Raw genomic sequence first — 23,018 nt, forward strand, 5'->3', positions numbered from 1 at the left:
AGCCTATGTCTGCAAAAAACAAAATGAGGGAGAACCCCTCATTTGTTTTTTCAATGCGTCTTGATAATCAGCACTTCCTACCCCATTTCTTCACTCACCAGAAACTTGGGCATCCGGCTTGCTATATATCAATAATGGTGTGGAGTTATCTTCGACAACCGTTTCATCAACAACAACTTTCTCTACATGTTCCATCGATGGCAGATCGTACATTGTATCCAGCAAAACACCTTCAACAATTGAACGAAGACCACGAGCACCCGTTTTACGCGCCATGGCTTTTTTCGCTATGGCAGTCAGTGCTTCTTTTCTGAACTCCAGTTCAACACCCTCAAGGTTAAACAGGGCCTGATACTGTTTCGTCAGCGCATTTTTTGGTTCCTGTAGGATTTGAATCAATGCTTCTTCATTAAGTTCAGTCAGCGTTGCTACAACGGGCAGACGGCCGATGAATTCAGGAATTAACCCAAATTTGATCAAATCTTCCGGTTCAACCTGAGACAGCAATTCACCTTCTGTTGCTTTCTCCGATTCACCACTAACTTTAGCACTAAAACCAATACCTGAACTGATATTCAAACGCTGGCTGACAACTTTATCCAAACCAGCAAACGCACCGCCACAGATAAACAGGATCTTGGAAGTATCAACTTGCAAAAATTCCTGTTGTGGGTGTTTACGGCCACCTTGAGGTGGAACCGCCGCCACAGTGCCCTCAATCAGTTTCAACAGGGCCTGTTGAACCCCTTCTCCCGAGACATCACGAGTAATTGAAGGGTTATCAGACTTACGGGAAATTTTATCTATTTCATCAATATACACGATACCACGTTGTGCTTTCTGCACGTCGTAGTCACATTTTTGCAGAAGTTTCTGGATAATATTTTCTACATCTTCCCCAACATAACCTGCTTCGGTCAATGTCGTGGCGTCAGCCATCGTAAACGGAACGTCTAAATAGCGAGCTAATGTCTCGGCCAACAACGTCTTACCGCTACCTGTCGGGCCAATCAACAGAATATTACTTTTGCCGAGTTCCACACCGTTAGTGGCGTCACCATTACGTAGTCTCTTGTAATGGTTATAAACCGCAACTGCTAACACCTTTTTCGCTGTTTCCTGGCCGATAACATAATCATCCAAGTGTTGGCGAATTTCATGAGGAGTAGGCAATGCGCTACGCTCACGATGTGGTACTAGCTCCTTAATTTCTTCGCGAATGATATCATTACATAAATCGACACATTCATCGCAGATATACACTGACGGGCCAGCGATTAATTTCCGTACTTCATGTTGGCTTTTCCCGCAGAAAGAGCAATACAGCAGCTTTCCTGAACCGTCTTTGCGCTTATCTGTCATCAGTCAACCTCACTTTATGAACTGTTATCCCAGTTTGTCTGGCATAACAGAAAAAACGCTGTCATTACTCCACTCCGATTCGTTTAGCGTCAACATCAAGAAACGCTTAGAGAAAGGCTAGCATCGGAGTAATAAAGTAATTATTAATAATTAGTTACGTTGAGTGAAAATACTATCAACCAATCCGTATCCTACAGCTTCCTCGGCTGACAAGAAACGATCGCGTTCTGTATCTCCAATGATTTTCTCAAGTGATTGTCCGGTATGTTTTGCCATCAATTCGTTCATACGAGCTTTAACTTTGAGTATTTCCTGCGCATGAATTTCAATATCAGTCGCCTGTCCCTGGAAACCACCCAGTGGCTGGTGAATCATAACTCTGGAATTTGGCAGACAAAAACGCTTCCCTTGTGCGCCAGCGGTCAGCAGGAATGCTCCCATTGAACAGGCCTGTCCCATACAAATAGTACTCACATCAGGTTTGATAAACTGCATCGTGTCATAAATAGACATACCTGCCGTAATAACCCCACCTGGTGAGTTGATATATAAATGAATATCTTTTTCTGGGTTTTCTGCTTCCAAGAATAACATTTGGGCAACGATCAAGTTCGCCATATGATCTTCAACAGGCCCAGTTAGAAAAATAATACGCTCTTTCAATAAGCGGGAGTAGATATCAAATGCACGCTCTCCACGTGCTGTTTGTTCAACCACCATCGGCACCAAAGACATGTTAGGTGCATATTGATCTTGCTTGCCACTGTATGACATTTCCGTCTCCTAATAGAACTCACGCTGGTGCCATTCATAACTGATTCTACTTGAGATAAGCGATGATGACCATGATCCAAAGTTAACTAACAAGGGAGCCTCCCCCTTCTAAAAAGTAGTAAGCTCTTACATAATAGTAAGAAAGGATATGAGGTTAAATCTGTTTTTTTCAAGAACAATAAAAAAACCCGCAAGCATAGCCTGCGGGTTTACTTCGGTTTGCTTCATTGAGTGCGAGGTTTCATCATCTCAGGCAATCAATAAATGAAACTTATGCCCATTGATTTTGGTTCATAAGATCATTGAAGCCAGTTTCTTTTTCAGAAACTTTAGCTTTGCTCAGAACAAGTTCAACAGCCTGCTCTTCCAGAGCAATGTTGCGAACGCTGTCCATCATTTCTTTGTTTTTACTGTAGTATTCAACAACTTCTTTTGGATCTTCATAAGCTGCCGCCATTTCTTCGATCAACGTAGTCACGCGATCTTCTTCGACTTTCAGCTCATTGCTGCTGATAACTTCGCCTAACAGCAAGCCAACAACAACGCGGCGTTTTGCCTGCTCTTCAAACAGTTCACGTGGCAGTTCGAGAGCCTGTTTTTCGTTGCCGCCAAAACGTTGGGCAGCCTGACGGCGCAGTACATCGATTTCACCATCAACCACTGCCGCAGGCACTTCAATTTCGTTAGCCTTAACCAGACCGTCAAGAACCTGAGTTTTGATGTTGTTACGAACCGCATTTTTCAGTTCACGTTCCATATTCTTACGAACTTCGGCACGCAAACCTTCAACAGTACTATCAGAAATACCAAAACGCTTGATGAACTCTTCAGTCAGCTCTGGCAGTTCACGCTGTTCAACTTTTTTCAGGTTGATCACGAACTTCGCCGCTTTGCCTTTCAGATTTTCTGCATGGTAATCTTCCGGGAAAGTCACATCGATAGTAAATTCTTCACCGGCTTTGTGGCCAACAACACCGTCTTCAAAACCTGGGATCATACGACCCTGGCCCATTGCCAGAACGAAATCGGTTGATTTACCGCCTTCGAACTCTTCACCATCAATGGAACCCGTGAAATCAACAGTGACGCGATCTTCCGCAGTCGCTGCTTCATCGGTTTCTTTCCAAGTTGCCTGCTGTTTGCGCAGTGTGTCCAGCATGTTGTCAACATCTGCATCTTTAACTTCAACAACCGGTTTTTCGACTTCGATTTCTTCCAGACCTTTCAGTTCAATTTCTGGATAGACTTCAAATTCAACAGCGTAAGTGAAGTCTTCGCCTTCTTTAAACTGTTCAGGTTTGTAGCTTGGTGCGCCTGCTGGATTGATTTTCTGCTCAATGATCGCATTGATGAAATTGCGCTGCATCAGATCACCCAGAACATCCTGAAGAACAGAAGCGCCGTAACGCTGCTTAACGATCTTCATTGGCACTTTACCCTTACGAAAGCCGTCGATACGGACTTTCTTTGCTACATTAACCAGTTCACTGTTAACTGCTTTTTCGATATCGGCAGCAGGAACGGTGATTGACACACGACGCCCAAGGCCTTGAGTGGTTTCAACAGAAACTTGCATCTTGTTACCTCAAAAAAATCATAGTGCTCGGTCAACTTCAGAATGACTGTAATGCTTATCACAAGCTAATTACAGTACTCTTTAAGAACCGGGGCGGTCGCATTAAAAAACCGAGAATCCCTGTGATCAGAAGCGTCCCGAAACCATTCTAAAAATTTAGACGCAGCATTATAGCGACGCAGACGGTATGAGTCGAGAATTGCAGACAAAAGCATGCATGATTCGTTGACTTACTATGATAAACGTTGCTCAATGACTACATCACGATATCGTTTATGATGATATTGTTTATGCAATATGCATATATATAAACAAAAATACAGCCCAAAGGCTGCTGGCTAAAATTAAACTGGGATGAATCAAATAAAGATAAACAAGCGATTTGATTACCCTGAAAAATCACAAATTTGACGTCGTTGTACTTCCACCACGACATGCCGGAGAAACCAGAACCGTATCTTCTAGTCCTGTCCACTCCTTTTCCGTATAAGTATGAAGCGCCAAAGCATGTACGCCTTCCTCTAACTCTTTCGCTAAGACACTGTATACGGAACGGTGGCGACTCAGCATTCTTTGTTCAGCAAATTCATTGCTTATGAGAATGATTTTAAAATGGCTTTCAGAACCCGCGGGCACATTGTGACGATAACTTTCATCAATCACTTCCAGATGAGAGGGCTTAAATGCCGCCTGTAACTTTGTTTCTATTTCTTGACGAACCATCCCATTCTCCTAAATCACCAAAGGTTATTTATCAACCACATTATTGATTCTAGTTTATTTCCCATGGTTTATAACATCGGAAAATCATTAAATCCCTTTATGAGGTATTTCCCACTACGTTTAAACCATGTTTCAATCATCAGGGATATGCCGCCACCCATGGCGATGCTATGATTACGGCGTTTATTCTTCCAGTATTAATATTTTGAATATCTGACTCTTGAATTGAGAAAACCCAAATGCTAAAGAAAATATTTATTCCATTACTGACACTTTTCTTTTTAGCTGGATTATCTGGCTGCGCAGACTCAGGCAATACATTGGCCATTGCGCCCAAAATTACCCTGCCGCCAGCCGATCCAACCATGAAAGCGATTACAGTCACTATTAGTGGGGTCGACCAGCGTCCATCTCAAGCCCTGGCCCAAATTAATCGTGATGCACGATTAGTCACATTGGTTCCTTCCCGCGATTTGCGTTTTCTGTTGCAAGAAGTTCTGGAAAAACAAATGGTGGCTCGTGGCTATATGATTGGTTCTCCTGCCAATGCCAATTTGCGGGTCATTGTGAATCAACTCTACGCCAATGTGAAAGAAGGCAGCCTTCGTCACGATATTTCAGCAAAAGCTGAAATCTCTATCATTGCTTATGCTCAAGACGGTAGTCAACAAACCAAAACCTACCGTACTAGCTACAATGTTCAGGGGCCACTGGGGGCAACAAACGCAAAAATTGCTGACGCAGTCAATACTGTCTTATCTGACGTTATCGCAGACATGGCTCAAGATGCGTCAATCAGCACCTTTATCAAGCAAAACGTCCGTTAACAGGATAATGAATAAACTTTCTGCTTAATTCTACAGGATGATATGCAGAAAGTTTTGGGAGGCTCATGACTAACCATCGTTATTTAAACCTATCTGCATTACGCAATTACCGTACCCTTCTATTGCTGGGCTTTGCCTCAGGTCTGCCTCTCGCGCTCACGGCTGGAACGTTACAAGCCTGGATGACTGTCGAAAATGTCGATATCCGAACTATCGGTTTTTTCACTTTGGTTGGTCAGGCTTATGTGTTTAAGTTCCTCTGGGCACCCACAATGGATCGATATACCCCCGCCTTTTTAGGCCGCAGGCGGGGGTGGATGCTCATGACTCAACTGTTACTTATCGTCAGTATTGCAGCAATGGGATTTCTGCAACCCTCTCAGCATTTATGGTGGCTTGCGGCATTGGCTGTGGCTGTTGCATTCTTCTCCGCTTCCCAAGATATTATTTTTGATGCCTATAAAACTGATCTGTTGACAAAGGAAGAGCGCGGAACAGGTGCCGCCATTTCTGTACTGGGCTATCGGTTGGCGATGCTGACTTCGGGTGGACTTGCCTTGCTGCTCGCCAGCTATATTGGCTGGCAACATATGTATTGGGTTATGGCCAGTCTCATGTTGATTGGGGTTTATTCCACGCTCACAGCCAAAGAGCCAAAACTGAATGCCGCACCGCCAAAAACCTTGCATCAAGCGGTATTCGAACCATTATCTGATTTTTTCAGCCGCAACAATGCCTGGCTTATCCTGCTACTGATTGTATTGTACAAACTGGCAGATGCCTTTGCGCTCTCACTCAGCACACCTTTCCTTATTCGTGGCGTGGGCTTCGATCCAGTCGAAGTCGGGATGATTAATAAAACCCTCGGGCTTGCTGCCACTATTGTCGGTGCCTTGTACGGTGGTTATTTGATGCATCGGCTGAGTCTGTTCCGTGCCCTGATGATGTTTGGCATCCTGCAAACCGTTTCAAATTTTGGTTACTGGATACTTGCTGTCACCCCTAAGGATATCTATGTCATGGGAGGGGCGATTTTTCTGGAAAATATCTGTGGTGGTATGGGAACCGCGGCGTTTGTCGCCCTCCTGATGACCTTGTGTAATAAATCATTTTCAGCCACACAGTTTGCTTTACTTTCTGCATTATCAGCCGTTGGCCGGGTTTATGTTGGCCCAGTCGCGGGATGGTTTGCAGAAGCCTATGGTTGGCCAACGTTTTATCTCTTCTCTATAATTATTGGGTTACCCGGGCTTGCATTGTTGCTCGTCTGCCGTAAGACTCTGGATTACACTCAGAAAAATGATAGTTTTCTGCCTCGCACACTCTTTAAGAACGCGTATAAATCCGCCTTTATTATCATGATATTGGCCACCCTGATGTTCACCGTTTGGTTAATGATCAGCTGCGTTTTGTTTATCATCATTCATTTAATTTCTCTGATATGCACGCTATCCCCAGAATATATTATCAATCTGCATAAAGTCAGTGATTGGATATCCCCACTGTTATCCTGGAGTGTCATCATTGGAATTTTAGGTCTTCTTTTAGGAGGAATGTTGGATTATTTGGCTTTAAAGAGAAGTAAGCTCACTTAGTCAATTCTCTCCACTCAATACCTTTTTCATCTCTGCCTGCAACAGAAGGCTGACAAAGTTCAGTTTTCTGTTGCCAGTTTACAGTGACAAACTTCACAAGAAGCGTAAAAAAATTCAATTTTGTGGCCTGAATTACATCTTTTTCAAGGTGAAATTATTTATATTTGAACTAACAAATATTATTATTTGAGCGCATATTATTTCGAACTATTCGAAATATCGTTAACCACCTTAAAACCATATAAAGGGAATTTATGAAAAGACGTATTTTGACACTCACCGCAATTGCCGCTGCCTTAGTTTCTGCTTCAGCCAGCGCGGAATACCAGTGGGGGTTTGGCAATGTCAGCATGAACTACCTTGACTGGAGCAAACATACCACTCATAAAACCGGACAATCCTCACATAAGGATGATTTTGCTTATCTGGAACTGGAAGGTGGGGCAGGATTTAGCTGGGGCGAACTGTATGGCTTCGCGGATTTAGAGAATCCTTTTAACAGCAAAACCGCCCAACCGGGTGATAACCAACGTTACACGTTCAAGACAACCGGCCGTTTCTATCTGGGTGAGACGGGTTTCAACCTTTATGGTCATGTCTATGGAACCTACTCATTACCCGGCAAAGCAAACGGTGGAAACTTCCATGAAGTCAATACACTTTATGGATTAGGCTATAACGCTAATATTGCTGGTCTGTGGTTCAAGCCTTTTGTCGCACTGCATTATGTTGACCAGCCTTTCTATTCAGGAAACAACGGTTATGTCGTAGGCTGGGTTGCCGGATACGATTTCAACCTTTGGGAACAAAAATTCAGTGTGACAAACTGGAATGAAATTGAATTAAACCGCAATCAACGTTACGGCAACGGCGGACGCGAAGGTATCAATGGCGCTATCGCATTATGGTGGACGCCACATCCTTCTTTTACCACTGGCGTTCAATACCGCTATGCGGATAACAAACTGGGCGAAGATTTCTGGCAGGATGGTATTGTTTATAGTGTAAAATATAACTTTTGATAACTAGTTTAATCAATGAGCAGCCTAATGCTGCTCATTAAAACTAATAAATAATAGTTATCCTATCGATAAAAAAGCGTATTTCAGGATTTTCCTTTTTATTTTTATCCTATTTTTTATTTATAAAACAGATAGTTATATAAAATTAATTGTCTATTTTGATTTTTTGGCTAAGATAACCATCCGAAATTAACGTTTTGTTAAATTTAGAATCACATGTGATCCCTCTAGCATAAAAAGCCTACAAGCCAACCTGCTTCTATTACAATTGTTTACACCCCGGTAACCTTACCGTAGAATGCCCACACTGATGAAACGACAATAAAGCTTTTGTTATCTGGGGTCGCTCAATGAGACTTATGAAATACAAAAAAATTATTGGGTTATCGTCACTACTCACAGCCACTTTAATGTTAGGTGGTTGCGATATGGTATTGATGAATCCCAAAGGTGCGATCGGCGTCGAACAAAAAACGCTGATACTAACAGCGTTTGGCTTGATGCTGATCGTTGTTATTCCGGCTATTGTAATGGCAATCATTTTTGCCTTACGTTACCGGGAAGCCAATAAATCTGCAACTTATCGTCCAAACTGGGCACACTCAAATAAAATTGAGCTTGTCGTTTGGACAGTGCCTATCCTGATTATCATCACGTTGGCGACGATTACATGGAAAACGACGCATGAGCTCGATCCATATAAGCCATTGGACAGTGATGTGAAACCGGTGACGATTGAAGTGATTTCCCTTGACTGGAAATGGCTATTTATCTATCCGGAACAGGGTATCGCAACGGTAAACAAAATTGTATTCCCGAAAGATGTGCCAATTAATTTCAAAATCACCTCAGACTCTGTGATGAACTCTTTCTTCATCCCACAGTTGGGTGGTCAGATTTATGCAATGGCGGGTATGCAGACAAAACTGCACTTAATTGCTAACTCAGCGGGTAAATACGACGGGTTCTCAGCAAGTTACAGTGGTCATGGCTTCTCTGGCATGAAATTCACTGCAACAGCAACTGATGATCGCGCAGGTTTTGAAGCGTGGGTGCAGAAAGTTAAAGCCTCACCTAAAACCCTGGATACCGTGCAAGCATTCAATGCGTTGGCTAAACCTAGCCAAAACAACCCTGTTGAATACTTCTCAAGCGTGAAACCAAAACTGTTCCAAGAGACTATCGCCAAATTCATGGGTGACATGGGCCACGGCGGTATGCATGGCATGGCAAGTCATGGCAAAACAGAACATGGTGAAGCTGCGGGTCATAATATGAATATGAGTCAGCTGGCTCATTCAGGTGTTGAGGAATAAAAGCATGTGGGGAAAATTAACACTGGATGCTGTCCCATTGCATGAACCCATTATTGTGGTGACATTGCTTGGGATCTTGCTTGGGGGACTGGTCGTTGTCGGTTCCTTGACTTATTTCCGTAAATGGAAATGGCTCTGGAGTGAATGGTTAACCAGCGTTGACCATAAAAAAATTGGTGTCATGTACATCGTCGTTGCCATGGTGATGATGCTCCGTGGTTTCGCTGACGCCATCATGATGCGTGGACAGCAAGCCTTGGCTTCCGCGGGTGAAGCCGGTTTCCTGCCCCCGCACCATTATGATCAGATCTTCACCGCTCACGGCGTTATCATGATCTTCTTTATGGCGATGCCTTTCGTTGTCGGCCTGATGAACATTGTTGTTCCTCTGCAAATCGGCGCACGCGACGTTGCATTCCCATTCCTGAACTCTCTGAGCTTCTGGCTATTTGTTGTCGGCGTCGCGCTGATCAACATCTCTCTGGGGGTGGGTGAGTTTGCACAAACGGGTTGGTTGGCTTATCCGCCGCTATCCGGTCTGGAATATAACCCCGGCGTTGGGGTCGATTACTGGATATGGAGTCTTCAGCTCTCCGGTGTCGGTACCTTGCTGACAGGGGTTAACTTCTTCGTGACCATCCTGCGCATGCGTGCACCAGGCATGTCCATGATGAAACTCCCTGTCTTCACTTGGGCTTCACTGTGCACCAACGTACTTATTATTGCTGCGTTCCCAATCCTGACAGTCACCATCGCGTTGCTCACTCTGGATCGTTATCTGGGCACCCATTTCTTTACCAACGATATGGGCGGCAACATGATGATGTACATCAACCTGATTTGGGCTTGGGGCCATCCTGAAGTTTACATTCTGGTGCTGCCTGTCTTTGGTATCTTCTCCGAAGTCACGGCAACCTTCTCGAAAAAACGCCTGTTTGGTTATACCTCACTGGTGTGGGCGACAATCGTGATTACCATCCTGTCGTTCATTGTCTGGTTGCACCACTTCTTTACCATGGGTTCCGGCGCGAACGTCAACGCCTTCTTTGGTATCGCCACGATGATTATCTCCATCCCAACCGGGGTTAAGATCTTCAACTGGCTGTTCACCATGTACCGTGGCCGTATCGAATTCAAAACCCCAATGCTGTGGACGGTTGGCTTCCTGGTTACCTTCTCCATTGGTGGTATGACAGGGGTTCTGCTGGCAGTTCCTGGTGCTAACTTCGTTCTGCATAACAGTCTGTTCCTGATCGCTCACTTCCATAACGTGATCATTGGTGGTGTGGTATTCGGCTGCTTCGCAGGTACAACTTACTGGTTCCCGAAAGCATTTGGCTTCACGCTGAATGAAAAATGGGGCGTCCGTGCATTCTGGTTCTGGATCACCGGTTTCTTCGTTGCCTTTATGCCACTGTACGCATTGGGCTTCATGGGAATGACCCGTCGCCTGAGCCAAGATATCAACCCAGAATTCCACCCACTGCTGGTTGTTGCCGCAGGCGGCGTTGTCTTAATCGCCTTAGGTATTCTGTGTCAGATTATCCAGTTTTACGTCAGTATCCGCGACCGTGACCAAAACCGCGACCTGACTGGCGATCCGTGGGGTGCCCGTACTCTGGAATGGTCAACTTCATCTCCACCGCCGTTCTATAACTTTGCCGAAGTTCCACACATCCAGACTCGTGATGCATGGTGGGATATGAAAGAAAAAGGCACTGAATATAAGCGCCCTGCTAAATATGAAGAAATTCATATGCCTAAAAACACAGGTGCAGGCGTGATCATCAGCGCATTTTGTCTGACATTAGGCTTTGCTTTGATCTGGCATATCTGGTGGATGGCTATCGCAAGTTTCGCAGGTATCGTCATCAGCTGCATCGTGAAAAGTTTTGACGAAGACGTTGATTACTACGTCCCTGTCGCTGAAGTCGAAAAAGTTGAGAATCAGCGTTACGAAGAACTGAGAAAGGCAGGTGTGAAATAATGTCGACTCAAACCCTTAACAACACAGCCGCCCATGACGCTCATGGGCACCACGATACAGGGGCTAACAAAGTCTTTGGCTTCTGGATCTACTTGATGAGTGACTTGGTTCTGTTTGCAAGTCTGTTCGCGACCTATGCAGTGCTGGTTAATGGCACTGCCGGTGGCCCATCCGGTAAAGATATTTTTGAACTGGATTTTGTTCTGGTCGAAACCTTCCTGCTGTTGTTCAGTAGTATTACCTATGGTTTCGCCATGCTGAACATGAACAAAGGTAAAGCGGGTCAGGTTAACCTGTGGCTGTTCATTACCTTCTTGTTTGGCCTTGGCTTCGTTTCAATGGAAGTTTACGAGTTCCATAAACTGATCACTGAAGGCTATGGCCCTGACCGCAGCGCATTCCTGTCTTCCTTCTTTGCACTGGTTGCCACTCACGGTCTACACGTCACCTTCGGCCTGATTTGGATCATCACGCTGATGGTTCAGGTTTCACGCCGTGGTCTGACTGACGTGAACCGTACGCGTCTGAACTGCCTGAGCCTGTTCTGGCACTTCCTTGACGTCGTATGGATTTGTGTATTTACTATCGTTTATCTGATGGGAGCGATGTAATGAGTCATCCAAATACTTCTCATTCCGGCGCCAGCCACGGTAGTTTCAAAACCTATATGATTGGTTTTGTACTGTCAGTTATCCTGACCGTGATCCCATTCTGGATGGTGATGGAAGGTACAGCTTCACACAGCACAATTTTGGTGACAGTCGTTGCCATGGCTGTTATTCAGGTTTTTGTTCATTTCATCTACTTCCTGCATATGAATACATCATCTGAAGAGCGTTGGAATCTCCTTGCCTTACTATTCACATTACTGGTCATCGCTATCGTTGTTGTTGGCTCCCTGTGGATCATGTACAACCTGAACATCAATATGATGGTTGATTAAGGGTTGATTTGAATGATTAAGCAATACCTGCAAGTGACCAAACCAGGAATTATTTTCGGAAATCTAATTTCTGCGATTGGTGGTTTTCTACTCGCTTCCAGGGGCGTGATAGATTACCCCTTGTTCTTTGCAACGATGGTCGGGGTATCGCTGGTGGTAGCATCAGGTTGTGTATTCAACAACTATATCGACCGCGATATTGACCGTATCATGGAAAGAACAAAAGAAAGGGTCCTTGTGAAAGGGCTTATCGATCCGAAAATCAGCCTGATTTACGCCTCAGTGTTAGGTATTGCTGGCATCGTGCTGCTCTATGTAGCAGCCAATGCCTTAGCAATGCAGTTAGCTCTCATTGGGTTCATCATTTATGTTGGGGTGTATAGCCTCTACATGAAAAGAAAATCTGTTTATGGCACGCTGGTTGGTAGCTTGTCAGGCGCAGCTCCTCCCGTGATCGGTTACTGTGCAGTAGCGGGACATTTTGACACAGGCGCGTTGATCTTGTTGTTGATCTTCAGCTTGTGGCAGATGCCCCATTCTTATGCCATTGCTATTTTTCGGTTCAAAGATTATCAAGCGGCCAATATTCCAGTATTACCCGTGATTAAAGGTATTTCCGTCGCGAAAAACCATATCACTCTGTATATTCTGGCCTTTATGATTGCCACCTTGATGCTGGCCATCAGTGGTTATGCCGGTTATAAATACCTTATCGTCGCTACCGCAGTGAGTATCTGGTGGCTGGGTATGGCATTATCAGGTTATAAAACCTCCAATGACCGTATTTGGGCCCGTAAGCTATTTCTGTTTTCTATCGTCGCTATTATGTCATTAAGCGTCATGATGTCTGTAGATTCAGCAGCATCGCCAGAAAACCTCCTGACTTACGTCTGGTAATCTTTAGATGGCAGGGTAAACCCTGCCATCTTTTTCCTTTCCTTTATCTCTATTCAATGACAACTTATTCGGTTGCAAACGCTGCTTTTCCGTTTGCCTCTCACTTAATTGAAATGTCATATCAGATTTTTTTGAGGTATCCGTGAACGATAATAAAATGACTCCGCTTGAACTTCGGGCGACATGGGGCTTAGGTTCCGTTTTCTCTCTGCGCATGTTAGGCATGTTCATGGTTCTGCCTGTTCTGACGACCTATGGCTTAGAATTACGTGATGCGACAGAAGCGCTTATCGGCATTGCCATCGGTATTTACGGCTTAACACAGGCAATATTCCAGATCCCCTTTGGGCTACTTTCAGACAAAATTGGCAGAAAGCCTTTAATCATCGGCGGGCTTCTCATTTTCGTATTAGGCAGTCTTATTGCCGCCTTAAGCGACTCTATTTGGGGAATTATTATTGGCCGCGCCTTGCAAGGCACAGGTGCCATATCCGCCGCTATCATGGCACTACTTTCAGATCTGACTCGTGAGCAGAATCGAACAAAAGCCATGGCATTTATCGGCATTAGCTTCGGTATCACCTTCGCTTTTGCGATTGTTGTCGGCCCGATTATTACCCACCAAATCGGTTTAAATGGCCTGTTTGGCGCCATTGCACTCCTTGCCGGTTGCGGTATTTTTATCACACTGTTTGCTGTGCCGAGTACACATAAACATTTGCTCAATCGCGAATCAGGTATCGCACGCGGCAGCTTCAAAAGGGTGCTTTCAGATCCTCAACTCATAAAACTCAATTTTGGTATTCTCTGCCTGCATACCTTATTGATGTCGAGCTTTGTTGCCCTTCCCCTGATTATGGAAAAAGTGGGCTTTCCTCCACAACAACACTGGAAAGTGTATTTAATTACCACCCTGATCTCTTTTGTCGCTGTTCTGCCCTTCATTATTTATGCAGAAGTAAAACGTCGCATGAAGCAGGTATTTTTGCTGTGTATCGCACTGCTATTCATTGCGGAAGTCGTTTTGTGGTCTCAGGGTTCACATCTTTGGGGGATCTTTGCCGGCATTCAAATTTTCTTCCTTGCGTTTAATATTATGGAGGCTATTTTGCCTTCACTGATCAGCAAAGAAGCACCGGCGGGTTATAAAGGCACTGCGATGGGCGTTTACTCCACCAGCCAATTCCTTGGCGTTGCTTTGGGAGGCAGCCTTGGAGGAATGCTTTATGAATGGCAAGGCGCATCCTTCGTCTTTATGGGAGGCATCGCGCTGACGACATTCTGGTTTATTGTCAGTCTGACATTACGGCAACCGCCCTATGTCAGCAGTATTAGGATCATTTTGCCGGAGCAACTGAGCACTCCTAAGATTTTAGCGAAAAAGCTATTGGCGCAAGCCGGGGTAAAAGATGTCGTTATTGCACCCGAAGAGCTCAGTGCCTATATCAAAGTCGATACCAAACTGACCAATCGCGAGCAGTTAGAACAGCTTGTCTTATCCCATAAATAGCCCGCGCTATTTGTCACAAGTACGGTTGTCACAAGTACGGTGTTGGCAAACACCGTACTATTATTGATAGATTAATCGCGGAAATTCGTAAATTGGAAGGGCTGCCCCAATTCTGCGCCGCGAATCAATGCAATAACCCCTTGCAAATCATCGCGCGCCTTGCCAGTTACCCGCACTTGCTCACCCTGAATCTGGGCTTGTACTTTCAGCTTGCTGTCTTTAATCAGCTTCACAATTTTTTTCGCTAATGGCGTCTCAATACCTTGCAGCAAAGTCGCTTCTACACTGTAGGTTTTGCCGCTATGAACCATATTTTCAGAAACATTGAGTACCGCACCATCAATTCCACGTTTAGCAAATTTTTCACGCAGAATATCGACCAGTTGGTTCACCTGAAAATCAGATTCACTGGCAATTTTGATCGATTCATTCTTTTCATTTAATTCAAAACTTGCATTGACGTTGCGGAAATCCCAACGGCTGCTTAACTCCCGCTGTGCATTTTCTACTGCATTACGCACTTCCGGCATCTCAACTTCAGAAACAATATCGAATGATGGCATTGCCCGTCACCTCCTGCTAATCAATAAATCGGCATGATAACCGCTTTCTATTATTGGCAAAAGCTCTATACTCGGGAAGCTCAGCGATCTTTTCGAAATTATCCTATTTCGGGATCAATTAGCGTTAATGACGATCGGGGTTCCCCATGAAAGCGTCCCTCAAGGAAGAAATATGAAAATAACCGTTCTTGGCTGTGGTGCGATAGGTAAACTGTGGCTTGCCGCCCTATCCCAACAAAATCATCATGTTCAGGGATGGTTAAGAGTTCCACAGCCTGTTATTTCCGTCCAGATCGAAAACTTTAATGGACAGGTCTTTAAACAACAATTTCCCGCCAATAACGAAAAACACCTTGCTGAAAGCAAATTACTCCTCGTTTGTTTAAAAGCATGGCAAGTTTCTGATGCGGTTAATCATATTGCTGACAAACTTTCCCCTCATTGCCCAATCCTGTTATTGCATAATGGAATGGGAACCCAAGAAGAGTTCGCGCCGTTGCCCAACCCGATTTTACTGGGTGTGACCACCCATGGTGCCTATCGAAAAAACGGCATTGTGCACTATAAGTCACAAGGCATGACTCACATTGGAGCCATCACTGCCAATGCTAACAAATTCAGCAATCTGGCCGATGTTTTACACTGCGCCTTGCCCGATGTCGCCTGGCACAATGAAATACAGGCTGTCAGTTGGATGAAACTTGCCGTTAACTGTGTCATTAACCCACTCACCGTCATCTATGACTGCAAAAACGGTGAATTACGGCATCATCATGCACAAATTCAGGCACTCTGTGATGAAATTTATCAAGTGATGAAGCATGACAATATCCATACCACCCAACAAACGCTGGTTGATTATGTTATGAACGTCATTGAGCAAACTGCTGAAAATTACTCATCCATGCTGCAAGATATACGGGCACAGCGGCATACAGAAATAGACTACATCACTGGCTTTTTAATGCGTCGGGCCCGTGTTCATGGTTTGCCAATCACAGAAAATATCAATGTTTATCATTACATTAAGCGCAAAGAGGAAGAATATAAGCACCTCAGCCCTTATTTGCCCCGCTCACGGCAGTGAAGACATTGAGGCCATCACGACGATAGAGGGACACAGGCTGCCTGCCGGATCGGTTCCGTAAGCAGCCCTATGCTTTATGACAAATTAGACAAATTAAGGCCGATACACCTTCACGTTATCGAAGCCTTGTTCACGCAGATAAAGTGCCTGTAAACGGCTCATCACACCACGTTCACAATACAGCAGATAGGTTTTTTCTTTCGGCAGATCGCCAAACTGAGTGCTCAGTTTATAGAAAGGCAATGACTGAATTTCAATACCTTCTATATTTAACGGACGATCATCCTGTTCATCAGGGGAACGGATATCCAGCAACACGTCCTCAGAGGAAAGTGCCGATACCATTTCCACTTCTACCACTTGCTCACTGGTTTGCTCGGCAATCTGGCGAATATCCAGATTCTGGGCTTCACGCACGACCCGCTCTAAAATCTCAAAGTCAAAATGGTTTTCTTCTGCTTCAATTTTGGCTTTAACCGCTTTCACGGTCGGGCTTTTTGATATCACACCACAAAATTCTGGCATCGTGCGGGCAAAATCTTCGGTGCCAATCTCACGCGCCAGCTTAATAATGTGTTCTTTATCATGAGAAATCAGGGGACGGAGGATCAGCGTATCGGAGGCATTATCGATCAACCTTAAGTTAGTCAAAGTCTGGCTGGATACCTGCCCCAAGGCTTCCCCGGTGACGATCGCCTGCACCCCGTAGCGCTCTGCAATTTGAGACGCTGCCCTGACCATCATTCTTTTCAGCACAACCCCCATCTGGCCGTCATCCACTTTTTCCAGAATTTCAGCAACAACTGGTTCAAAATCGACCGCAACGAAGCGGACTTTGTGTGAACTGCCAAACCGGTTCCACAAATAATGGGCAACCTGCTTGACGCCAATCTCATGAGCGGAACCACCAAGATTAAAGAAACAGTAGTGCACACGGCAGCCACGACGCATCAACATATAACTGGAAACACCGGAATCAAAGCCACCGGAGATCAATGACAGCACATCTTCCTGCGTACCGATAGGAAAACCGCCAATTCCTTCATAACGGGCTTTCACCAGGATCAGCGTGTCCTGATCAATTTCCAGATTCACCGTCACATCAGGCTTGGTCAGTTTCACTTTGGCTGATTCGATATGTTGGTTCAGCCCGCCACCGACATAACGCTCGACTTCATTAGAGGTAAAGCTGTGTTTACCACGGCGTTTTGCGCGCACACAAAATGTTTTACCGTGCAGTAAATGGCCATAGGTTTCGTAGGTTTGCTCAAAGATATGATGTAGATCACGAAAATCCCGCTCTTCTACTTGCAGGATATGGTGAATACCGGGAATACGTGTCAGTGCGTCACAAATTTCGGCATCGAGGTTATCATTCTTGACCCGTACTTCGATATTATCCCAATGACGAACAACAGCAATGCCTTCGCCAAATGTTTTCAATACATTGCGGATATTGCTGGCAAGAATTTTAATAAAACGCAACCGGACGGTCTGGCTCTTGATCGTAATTTCTGGGAATAATTTAATGATAAACTTCATAGTAAGATATAGTAGTCATTCAATGTTGAACTATCACAAACAATATCAATGATTGTTCTTAAATGTTCAGTTGGATAGGGCGCAGAGTATAACATCATCTCGCTATATCACCCGTAAAAAATCACCCGTAAAAAAACAGCGGTAACGCATGATTTATTTTTCTTGGTGTAGTAGGGTACTGGGCAAGTCTGTAACGAACTTGCTTTGCTGTAATTCGTTAAATAACCATAAGTTAAGTCATTATGTCTAAAGCAAATCAAACATCAGCAACTGAACAAATGCCGACATTCGAGACCTCTCTCAAAGAGCTGGAAGAAATTGTGATTCGGCTGGAATCCGGAGAACTCCCTTTAGAAGATGCGTTGAATGAATTTGAACGTGGTATTCAACTTGCAAGACAGGGGCAGAAAACGCTGCAACAGGCGGAACAACGAGTGCAAATTTTATTGAATCATGATGCACAATCGCCACTTGATGAATTTTCTTCCGATGCTGAGTAAATTTATGTCCGAACAATATAAGACGCCTTTGGAAGCGCAATCTTTTGCAGAAAGATTACTCTCTTGTCAGCAACATATTAATGACAAGCTGCTGGCAACATTTTCTGCATTGCCTTTTTTAAACAGCCCATTAGGCACAGCCATGCAGTATGGTGCGGTACTGGGTGGAAAGCGGCTGCGCCCATTTTTAGTTTACAGCGTGGGGGAAATATTTGGCCTCCCCAAACAGAGTCTTGACGCCGCCGCCCTCGCAGTAGAGTGCATCCATGCCTATTCATTGATCCATGATGATTTACCTGCAATGGATAACGACGATTTACGTCGCGGGCAGCCTACCTGCCATATCAAATTTGGTGAAAGTCAGGCTATTTTAGCCGGTGATGCCTTACAATCACTGGCCTTTGAAATTCTGGCAAAACAGGACATGCCCAATGTTGCCCTATCCGATCGCCTTTCCATGATCGCTGAATTGGCAAGCGCCAGCGGGTTTGCCGGCATGTGTGGTGGGCAATCACTGGATTTGGAAGCCGAAGGTAAACAGATCGACCTTGCCTCGCTGGAACAGATCCACAGGCATAAAACCGGGGCATTAATACGTTCAGCCGTCCGGTTGGGCGCTTACAGTGCGGGGCAACGTGGCCGTGAAGTATTGCCTTTACTGGAGCAATACGCCCAAGCCATTGGTCTGGCATTCCAGGTACATGATGATATTCTGGATGTCATTGGCAATACAGAAGTGATTGGAAAACGTCAGGGCAACGATCAGCAACTCGGCAAAAATACCTACCCGGCTTTATTAGGGTTGGAACAAGCCCAGGAAAAAGCCCAGGAGCTGTATGAAGAAGCGCTTGCCGCCCTGACAGAACTGGAAAAATTGTCATATAACACCGCAATCTTAAAAAAACTGGCTGGTTTTATCATTGAGAGAAACAGCTAAAAAAGTCGGTCACATTAATTCCCGAATTCACCCTCAACCAATTTCTAACGGGTATAGCATTTTATACAGGCATAGCATGAGCATTGATATAGCGAAATATCCAACATTGGCATTGGCGGAAACTCCAGAAGAGCTTCGCCTGCTACCCAAAGACACCTTGCCAAAGTTATGCGATGAACTGCGTCAATTTTTGCTGAACAGTGTCAGCCGCTCCAGTGGTCACTTTGCTTCCGGCCTTGGCGCTATCGAATTAACCGTCGCACTCCATTATGTTTATAAAACGCCCTTTGATAATTTAGTCTGGGATGTGGGTCATCAGGCCTACCCACACAAAATTTTGACCGGACGTCGTGATCGCATTAATACCATTCGCCAAAAAAATGGCCTTCATCCCTTCCCCTGGCGAGAAGAAAGTGAATACGACACCTTATGCGTCGGTCACTCATCCACTTCCATCAGTGCGGGCTTAGGGATGGCGATTGCGGCCAAACACGAAGGCAAAGGCCGCAAGACCGTATGTGTCATCGGGGATGGCGCCATTACCGCGGGTATGGCGTTTGAAGCCATGAACCATGCCGGGGCTATCGACCCTGACATGTTGGTGATCCTCAATGATAATGAAATGTCTATCTCTGAAAACGTCGGCGCATTGAATAACCATCTGGCACAAATTCTGTCAGGCAAGCTGTATACAACGCTACGCGAAGGCGGTAAAAAAGTGTTTTCCAACCTGCCGCCAATCAAAGAGTTATTGAAAAAAACAGAAGAGCACCTGAAAGGCATGGTGGTTCCCGGAACGCTGTTTGAAGAGCTTGGCTTCAACTATATCGGGCCGGTTGATGGTCATGACGTACTGGCGCTGACCCAGACGCTGAAAAACATGCGTGAACTGAAAGGGCCACAATTCCTGCATATCATGACGAAAAAAGGCCGGGGTTATGCGCCAGCGGAAAAAGATCCCATCAGTTGGCATGCCGTCCCCAAATTTGATCCCGCGACTGGTTCCTTGCCAAAAAGCGCAGAGACTCGCCCGACATTCTCCAAGATCTTCGGTGACTGGCTGTGTGAACAAGCCGCGCATGATAAGAAATTGATGGCGATCACTCCGGCCATGCGGGAAGGTTCCGGCATGGTGCGTTTCTCCCGCGAGTATCCTGAGCAATACTTTGATGTCGCGATTGCCGAACAGCATTCCGTCACGTTTGCCGCAGGTCTGGCCATTGGCGGTTACAAGCCTGTCGTCGCCATTTACTCCACCTTCCTGCAACGCGCTTATGATCAGGTGATCCACGATGTCGCCATCCAAAACCTGCCGGTCTTGTTTGCCATCGACCGTGGCGGCATCGTCGGCGCAGATGGTCAAACCCACCAAGGGGCATTCGATCTCTCTTTCCTGCGTTGTATCCCGAATATGGTCATTATGGCGCCCAGCGATGAAAACGAATGCCGCCAGATGCTGCATACCGGATATCATTACCAAGCAGGCCCGGCGGCTGTCCGTTATCCTCGTGGAACAGGCACCGGCGCTGAACTTCAACCGCTGGAAACGCTCCCCATCGGCAAGGGTGTGATCCGCCGTCGGGGAGAACGCATTGCAATCCTTAACTTTGGCACATTATTACCTTATGCACAGCAAGCGGCTGAAGCCCTGAATGCAACAGTTGTGGATATGCGTTTTGTCAAACCGCTGGATAAAGAACGGGTACTGGAAATGGCCGCCAGCCATAACTTACTGGTGACTTTGGAAGAAAATGCCATCATGGGCGGTGCCGGCAGTGGCGTTAACGAATTGCTGATGCAGGAAAAGTTATCCATTCCCGTATTGAATTTGGGTTTACCCGATTACTTTATCCCGCAAGGAACACAACAAGAGCTTTATGCTGATCTCGGACTCGATGCAGCGGGTATTCAACATCATATCGAAAAATATCTGGCTAAATAATCTTTAATCATGGATGAATGTTTAATAGAAACATTCATCTATTTTTTCTATTTCAAATATATTCGTCGTATTGCAACACGCTTTTATTATTTCTCCGCATCGCGGGGAGATAATAAGCAACTTTCATTTTACGATCTGCAACTTGAAGTTTATCGGGTAGAACTCCTAATTATAATGTTACATGCCGCGATGAAACACTTTCTTGAAACACTCGCAATAAATGATAAACAACTTTATCATCGAGCAAGCAATGTTCGGCAAATATCTCCTACAAACGCGGCATTTCGGGATCTATTGCTGGTCACTTTCCGGCAACTTCCGCAATAACCAGTGAGCTAATCATAATGTCAAATCAGGAAAATAGTTTGAATTTGCGTTGGTCCAGCCTTAATGGCTTACTGATCGTCAGTGCCCGATTCGTCTCTGATTTTGGCGCGTTCCTGAATATGGTGGCACTCTCCACCTACGTTTATCTGCTCAGTAACAGCGTCATGCACGTCAGTCTATTTCTCGCCTGCCGTGTTGCCGGTGGTATCATCGCCAGCTTGATCGGAACGCCGTTTTTCAGACGATTTGCGGGAAGATGGCCGCTGGTCTTTTTTGATCTGGTGCGGGTTATTTTGCTGTCCCTACTATTGCTGATCCCCACATCGCAGCAACTGCTGATCTTACCGATAATCGCCTTCGGTATTGGTTTAGGCAATTCAATGTTTGCTATCGGGCTAAACAGCCAATTACCCTATTGGGTACACGCCTCACAACGCATATCAACCAACTCCTGGCTCACCTCCGTTGCGGCCACGGGGGCAGTATTCGGCAGTCTGGTATCGGGATTGCTGGTCGCAAGCAGCGGTTATGAAACAGTATTTACCGTCAATATCATGACTTACCTGCTGGCAGCGATCCTGATTATGCCCCTGCGTTTCCTCTCTTTGCCTGAGCAAAAAACACCAAGAGAACTTGGTAACGAATGGCGTGAATTGCGCCACGGCCTGCGCGGTGCCCCCATGCTGGCGGGCATGTTATTTCTCAGCCTGGCCGACACACTGGGCAGTGCCGCCCATAACGTCGGTTTTCCCATCATTTCGAAACTCCTTACTCCTGATAATGCCAGTACTACCATGGGATTACTGCTGGCGACATGGGCAATAGGGAAATTCAGCGGTGCACGATTGGCGAGCTACTTGCTACGCAGCCGCAATCTGTTAAAGATGGAAAAACTGTTCTTTGTCGGCGTCGCTCTGATGTCAACCGGATTTATCCTCACATTCCAACAAAGCAGCGTATTCTGGTTACTCCTGTTTGCCGTCTGGGCAGGAATCGGGGATGGGATCGCAGAAGTCAGCCTGATATCACGAGCACAAAGCGAACCAGAAAATTTACGTCTGCCGATTTTCAGTTTGCTGACGCTATTGCAAATGACAGGCTTTGGGATAGGAATGCTGCTGGTCGCTTCCTTTTACGTCTGGCTGCCGCCTTCCATCGTAATCCTGATATTCCACGGCTTGCCGTTGACGGTATTAGTGCTGGTTTTATTGTGGGTACGGAGTTTAACCACAAACAATATGTAATTTTTGGTAAGTAAACCAATGAAATAATTTGCACTTTTGTTATAATGACGGACATGCTAATAAACCCACTGACTGCTTCTACTCATGAAATCAAAGATAGTGCTTTCTGAACCTGAACGAATTACGTTGCAACAACTTGCTTTGAATCATCAGCATCGGGACGTCCGTACGCGAGGAACAGGTTTGCTCATGCTGGGCAGAGGATTAAAACCGCGCCAGATCGCCACTGAGACCGGGTGCAGTGTCCGGGTTGTCTATAACTGGGTTCACACCTGGCATCACCTCGGTATCGCGGGTCTGTTGGGTGGCCATGCCGGAGGCCGGTATCCCGCCATGACACCGGC

22 protein-coding genes are annotated in these 23,018 nt (G+C 45.5%); 16 read left to right on the forward strand and 6 right to left on the reverse strand.

Annotated elements, in window-relative coordinates; all coding sequences use genetic code 11:
• Positions 1-90: 90 nt before the first annotated feature.
• From clpX to bolA, 4 genes are all read right to left on the reverse strand, one after another.
• A complete protein-coding gene (clpX, locus tag PSI15_RS09020; RefSeq protein WP_273583246.1) occupies positions 91-1,362 on the reverse strand; it encodes an ATP-dependent protease ATP-binding subunit ClpX in 1,272 nt (423 codons plus the stop codon).
• A gap of 150 nt (positions 1,363-1,512) precedes the next feature.
• Positions 1,513-2,136, reverse strand: coding sequence for an ATP-dependent Clp endopeptidase proteolytic subunit ClpP (gene clpP, locus PSI15_RS09025; RefSeq protein ID WP_045968942.1), 624 nt, complete (start codon positions 2,134-2,136; stop codon positions 1,513-1,515).
• Positions 2,137-2,407: 271 nt separating this feature from the next.
• Entirely contained in the window at positions 2,408-3,712 is a 1,305-nt protein-coding gene (gene tig / locus PSI15_RS09030; RefSeq protein WP_273583247.1) for a trigger factor, read from the reverse strand.
• 399 nt (positions 3,713-4,111) lie between these two features.
• Entirely contained in the window at positions 4,112-4,435 is a 324-nt protein-coding gene (bolA, locus tag PSI15_RS09035) for a transcriptional regulator BolA (RefSeq protein WP_273583248.1), read from the reverse strand.
• Positions 4,436-4,674: 239 nt separating this feature from the next.
• On the opposite strand from bolA, the gene PSI15_RS09040 reads away from it, so the two are divergent.
• The 9 genes from PSI15_RS09040 to PSI15_RS09080 all read left to right on the forward strand — a co-directional run bounded on the left by PSI15_RS09040 (position 4,675) and on the right by PSI15_RS09080 (position 14,532).
• On the forward strand, positions 4,675-5,262 hold the full coding sequence (locus PSI15_RS09040; RefSeq protein ID WP_273583249.1) for a lipoprotein: 588 nt from the start codon (positions 4,675-4,677) through the stop codon (positions 5,260-5,262).
• Positions 5,263-5,327: 65 nt separating this feature from the next.
• Positions 5,328-6,857, forward strand: coding sequence for a muropeptide MFS transporter AmpG (gene ampG / locus PSI15_RS09045; RefSeq protein WP_273583250.1), 1,530 nt, complete (start codon positions 5,328-5,330; stop codon positions 6,855-6,857).
• A gap of 254 nt (positions 6,858-7,111) precedes the next feature.
• Positions 7,112-7,879: a nucleoside-specific channel-forming Tsx family protein gene (locus PSI15_RS09050; protein ID WP_273583251.1), complete on the forward strand. Its 768-nt coding sequence runs from the start codon at positions 7,112-7,114 to the stop codon at positions 7,877-7,879.
• 350 nt (positions 7,880-8,229) lie between these two features.
• Positions 8,230-9,195 carry a cytochrome o ubiquinol oxidase subunit II gene (gene cyoA / locus PSI15_RS09055; RefSeq protein WP_273583252.1) on the forward strand — a complete coding sequence of 322 codons (966 nt, stop codon included), beginning with the start codon at positions 8,230-8,232 and terminating at the stop codon, positions 9,193-9,195.
• A 4-nt stretch (positions 9,196-9,199) separates the two neighbouring features.
• Positions 9,200-11,182, forward strand: a complete 1,983-nt coding sequence (cyoB, locus tag PSI15_RS09060; RefSeq protein ID WP_045968928.1) for a cytochrome o ubiquinol oxidase subunit I — start codon at positions 9,200-9,202, stop codon at positions 11,180-11,182.
• Complete coding sequence (locus PSI15_RS09065; protein WP_045968926.1) at positions 11,182-11,793, forward strand: cytochrome o ubiquinol oxidase subunit III; 612 nt, start codon at positions 11,182-11,184, stop codon at positions 11,791-11,793. The genes cyoB and PSI15_RS09065 overlap by 1 nt, the downstream gene beginning before the upstream one ends.
• Positions 11,793-12,125, forward strand: coding sequence for a cytochrome o ubiquinol oxidase subunit IV (locus tag PSI15_RS09070; protein WP_045968924.1), 333 nt, complete (start codon positions 11,793-11,795; stop codon positions 12,123-12,125). Before PSI15_RS09065 ends, PSI15_RS09070 begins: the two co-directional genes overlap by 1 nt.
• A gap of 12 nt (positions 12,126-12,137) precedes the next feature.
• On the forward strand, positions 12,138-13,022 hold the full coding sequence (gene cyoE, locus PSI15_RS09075; protein WP_045968922.1) for a heme o synthase: 885 nt from the start codon (positions 12,138-12,140) through the stop codon (positions 13,020-13,022).
• Between the two features lie 142 nt (positions 13,023-13,164).
• Complete coding sequence (locus PSI15_RS09080) at positions 13,165-14,532, forward strand: MFS transporter (protein WP_273583253.1); 1,368 nt, start codon at positions 13,165-13,167, stop codon at positions 14,530-14,532.
• Between the two features lie 71 nt (positions 14,533-14,603).
• On the opposite strand, the gene PSI15_RS09085 is transcribed toward PSI15_RS09080, so the two are convergent.
• The gene (locus PSI15_RS09085) at positions 14,604-15,095 is read right to left on the reverse strand and encodes a YajQ family cyclic di-GMP-binding protein (RefSeq protein ID WP_045968918.1); all 492 of its coding nucleotides are present in this window, start codon (positions 15,093-15,095) and stop codon (positions 14,604-14,606) included.
• 172 nt (positions 15,096-15,267) lie between these two features.
• Here PSI15_RS09085 and panE point away from each other — a divergent pair, with 172 nt between their 5' ends.
• Positions 15,268-16,182, forward strand: coding sequence for a 2-dehydropantoate 2-reductase (panE, locus tag PSI15_RS09090; RefSeq protein WP_273583254.1), 915 nt, complete (start codon positions 15,268-15,270; stop codon positions 16,180-16,182).
• 93 nt (positions 16,183-16,275) lie between these two features.
• On the opposite strand, the gene thiI is transcribed toward panE, so the two are convergent.
• Positions 16,276-17,724 (reverse strand): tRNA uracil 4-sulfurtransferase ThiI, encoded by a 1,449-nt coding sequence (gene thiI, locus PSI15_RS09095; RefSeq protein ID WP_273583255.1) that lies wholly within the window; start codon positions 17,722-17,724, stop codon positions 16,276-16,278.
• A 242-nt stretch (positions 17,725-17,966) separates the two neighbouring features.
• Here thiI and xseB point away from each other — a divergent pair, with 242 nt between their 5' ends.
• The 6 genes from xseB to PSI15_RS09125 form a co-directional block, all read left to right on the forward strand.
• Entirely contained in the window at positions 17,967-18,224 is a 258-nt protein-coding gene (xseB, locus tag PSI15_RS09100; RefSeq protein ID WP_273583256.1) for an exodeoxyribonuclease VII small subunit, read from the forward strand.
• A 4-nt stretch (positions 18,225-18,228) separates the two neighbouring features.
• Complete coding sequence (ispA, locus tag PSI15_RS09105) at positions 18,229-19,161, forward strand: (2E,6E)-farnesyl diphosphate synthase (RefSeq protein WP_273583257.1); 933 nt, start codon at positions 18,229-18,231, stop codon at positions 19,159-19,161.
• A 76-nt stretch (positions 19,162-19,237) separates the two neighbouring features.
• Positions 19,238-21,103: a 1-deoxy-D-xylulose-5-phosphate synthase gene (gene dxs / locus PSI15_RS09110; protein WP_273583258.1), complete on the forward strand. Its 1,866-nt coding sequence runs from the start codon at positions 19,238-19,240 to the stop codon at positions 21,101-21,103.
• A 189-nt stretch (positions 21,104-21,292) separates the two neighbouring features.
• The gene (locus tag PSI15_RS09115; RefSeq protein WP_273583261.1) at positions 21,293-21,430 is read left to right on the forward strand and encodes a 2OG-Fe dioxygenase family protein; all 138 of its coding nucleotides are present in this window, start codon (positions 21,293-21,295) and stop codon (positions 21,428-21,430) included.
• Positions 21,431-21,447: 17 nt separating this feature from the next.
• Entirely contained in the window at positions 21,448-22,674 is a 1,227-nt protein-coding gene (locus PSI15_RS09120) for an MFS transporter (protein ID WP_273583259.1), read from the forward strand.
• 84 nt (positions 22,675-22,758) lie between these two features.
• Positions 22,759-23,018 (forward strand): helix-turn-helix domain-containing protein (locus tag PSI15_RS09125; RefSeq protein WP_273583260.1); only part of this gene is annotated, 260 nt, incomplete at its 3' end.

It is taken from the genome of Xenorhabdus sp. PR6a (assembly GCF_028599065.1).
Lineage (GTDB): Bacteria > Pseudomonadota > Gammaproteobacteria > Enterobacterales > Enterobacteriaceae > Xenorhabdus > Xenorhabdus doucetiae.

What these genes read in the sequence shown, in the direction of transcription:
- clpX (WP_273583246.1), bottom strand. Translation starts at nt 1,362, where the DNA reads ATGACAGATAAGCGCAAAGACGGTTCAGGAAAGCTGCTGTATTGCTCT.
- clpP (WP_045968942.1), bottom strand. Translation starts at nt 2,136, where the DNA reads ATGTCATACAGTGGCAAGCAAGATCAATATGCACCTAACATGTCTTTG.
- tig (WP_273583247.1), bottom strand. Translation starts at nt 3,712, where the DNA reads ATGCAAGTTTCTGTTGAAACCACTCAAGGCCTTGGGCGTCGTGTGTCA.
- bolA (WP_273583248.1), bottom strand. Translation starts at nt 4,435, where the DNA reads ATGGTTCGTCAAGAAATAGAAACAAAGTTACAGGCGGCATTTAAGCCC.
- PSI15_RS09040 (WP_273583249.1), top strand. Translation starts at nt 4,675, where the DNA reads ATGCTAAAGAAAATATTTATTCCATTACTGACACTTTTCTTTTTAGCT.
- ampG (WP_273583250.1), top strand. Translation starts at nt 5,328, where the DNA reads ATGACTAACCATCGTTATTTAAACCTATCTGCATTACGCAATTACCGT.
- PSI15_RS09050 (WP_273583251.1), top strand. Translation starts at nt 7,112, where the DNA reads ATGAAAAGACGTATTTTGACACTCACCGCAATTGCCGCTGCCTTAGTT.
- cyoA (WP_273583252.1), top strand. Translation starts at nt 8,230, where the DNA reads ATGAGACTTATGAAATACAAAAAAATTATTGGGTTATCGTCACTACTC.
- cyoB (WP_045968928.1), top strand. Translation starts at nt 9,200, where the DNA reads ATGTGGGGAAAATTAACACTGGATGCTGTCCCATTGCATGAACCCATT.
- PSI15_RS09065 (WP_045968926.1), top strand. Translation starts at nt 11,182, where the DNA reads ATGTCGACTCAAACCCTTAACAACACAGCCGCCCATGACGCTCATGGG.
- PSI15_RS09070 (WP_045968924.1), top strand. Translation starts at nt 11,793, where the DNA reads ATGAGTCATCCAAATACTTCTCATTCCGGCGCCAGCCACGGTAGTTTC.
- cyoE (WP_045968922.1), top strand. Translation starts at nt 12,138, where the DNA reads ATGATTAAGCAATACCTGCAAGTGACCAAACCAGGAATTATTTTCGGA.
- PSI15_RS09085 (WP_045968918.1), bottom strand. Translation starts at nt 15,095, where the DNA reads ATGCCATCATTCGATATTGTTTCTGAAGTTGAGATGCCGGAAGTGCGT.
- panE (WP_273583254.1), top strand. Translation starts at nt 15,268, where the DNA reads ATGAAAATAACCGTTCTTGGCTGTGGTGCGATAGGTAAACTGTGGCTT.
- thiI (WP_273583255.1), bottom strand. Translation starts at nt 17,724, where the DNA reads ATGAAGTTTATCATTAAATTATTCCCAGAAATTACGATCAAGAGCCAG.
- xseB (WP_273583256.1), top strand. Translation starts at nt 17,967, where the DNA reads ATGTCTAAAGCAAATCAAACATCAGCAACTGAACAAATGCCGACATTC.
- ispA (WP_273583257.1), top strand. Translation starts at nt 18,229, where the DNA reads ATGTCCGAACAATATAAGACGCCTTTGGAAGCGCAATCTTTTGCAGAA.
- dxs (WP_273583258.1), top strand. Translation starts at nt 19,238, where the DNA reads ATGAGCATTGATATAGCGAAATATCCAACATTGGCATTGGCGGAAACT.
- PSI15_RS09115 (WP_273583261.1), top strand. Translation starts at nt 21,293, where the DNA reads ATGAAACACTTTCTTGAAACACTCGCAATAAATGATAAACAACTTTAT.
- PSI15_RS09120 (WP_273583259.1), top strand. Translation starts at nt 21,448, where the DNA reads ATGTCAAATCAGGAAAATAGTTTGAATTTGCGTTGGTCCAGCCTTAAT.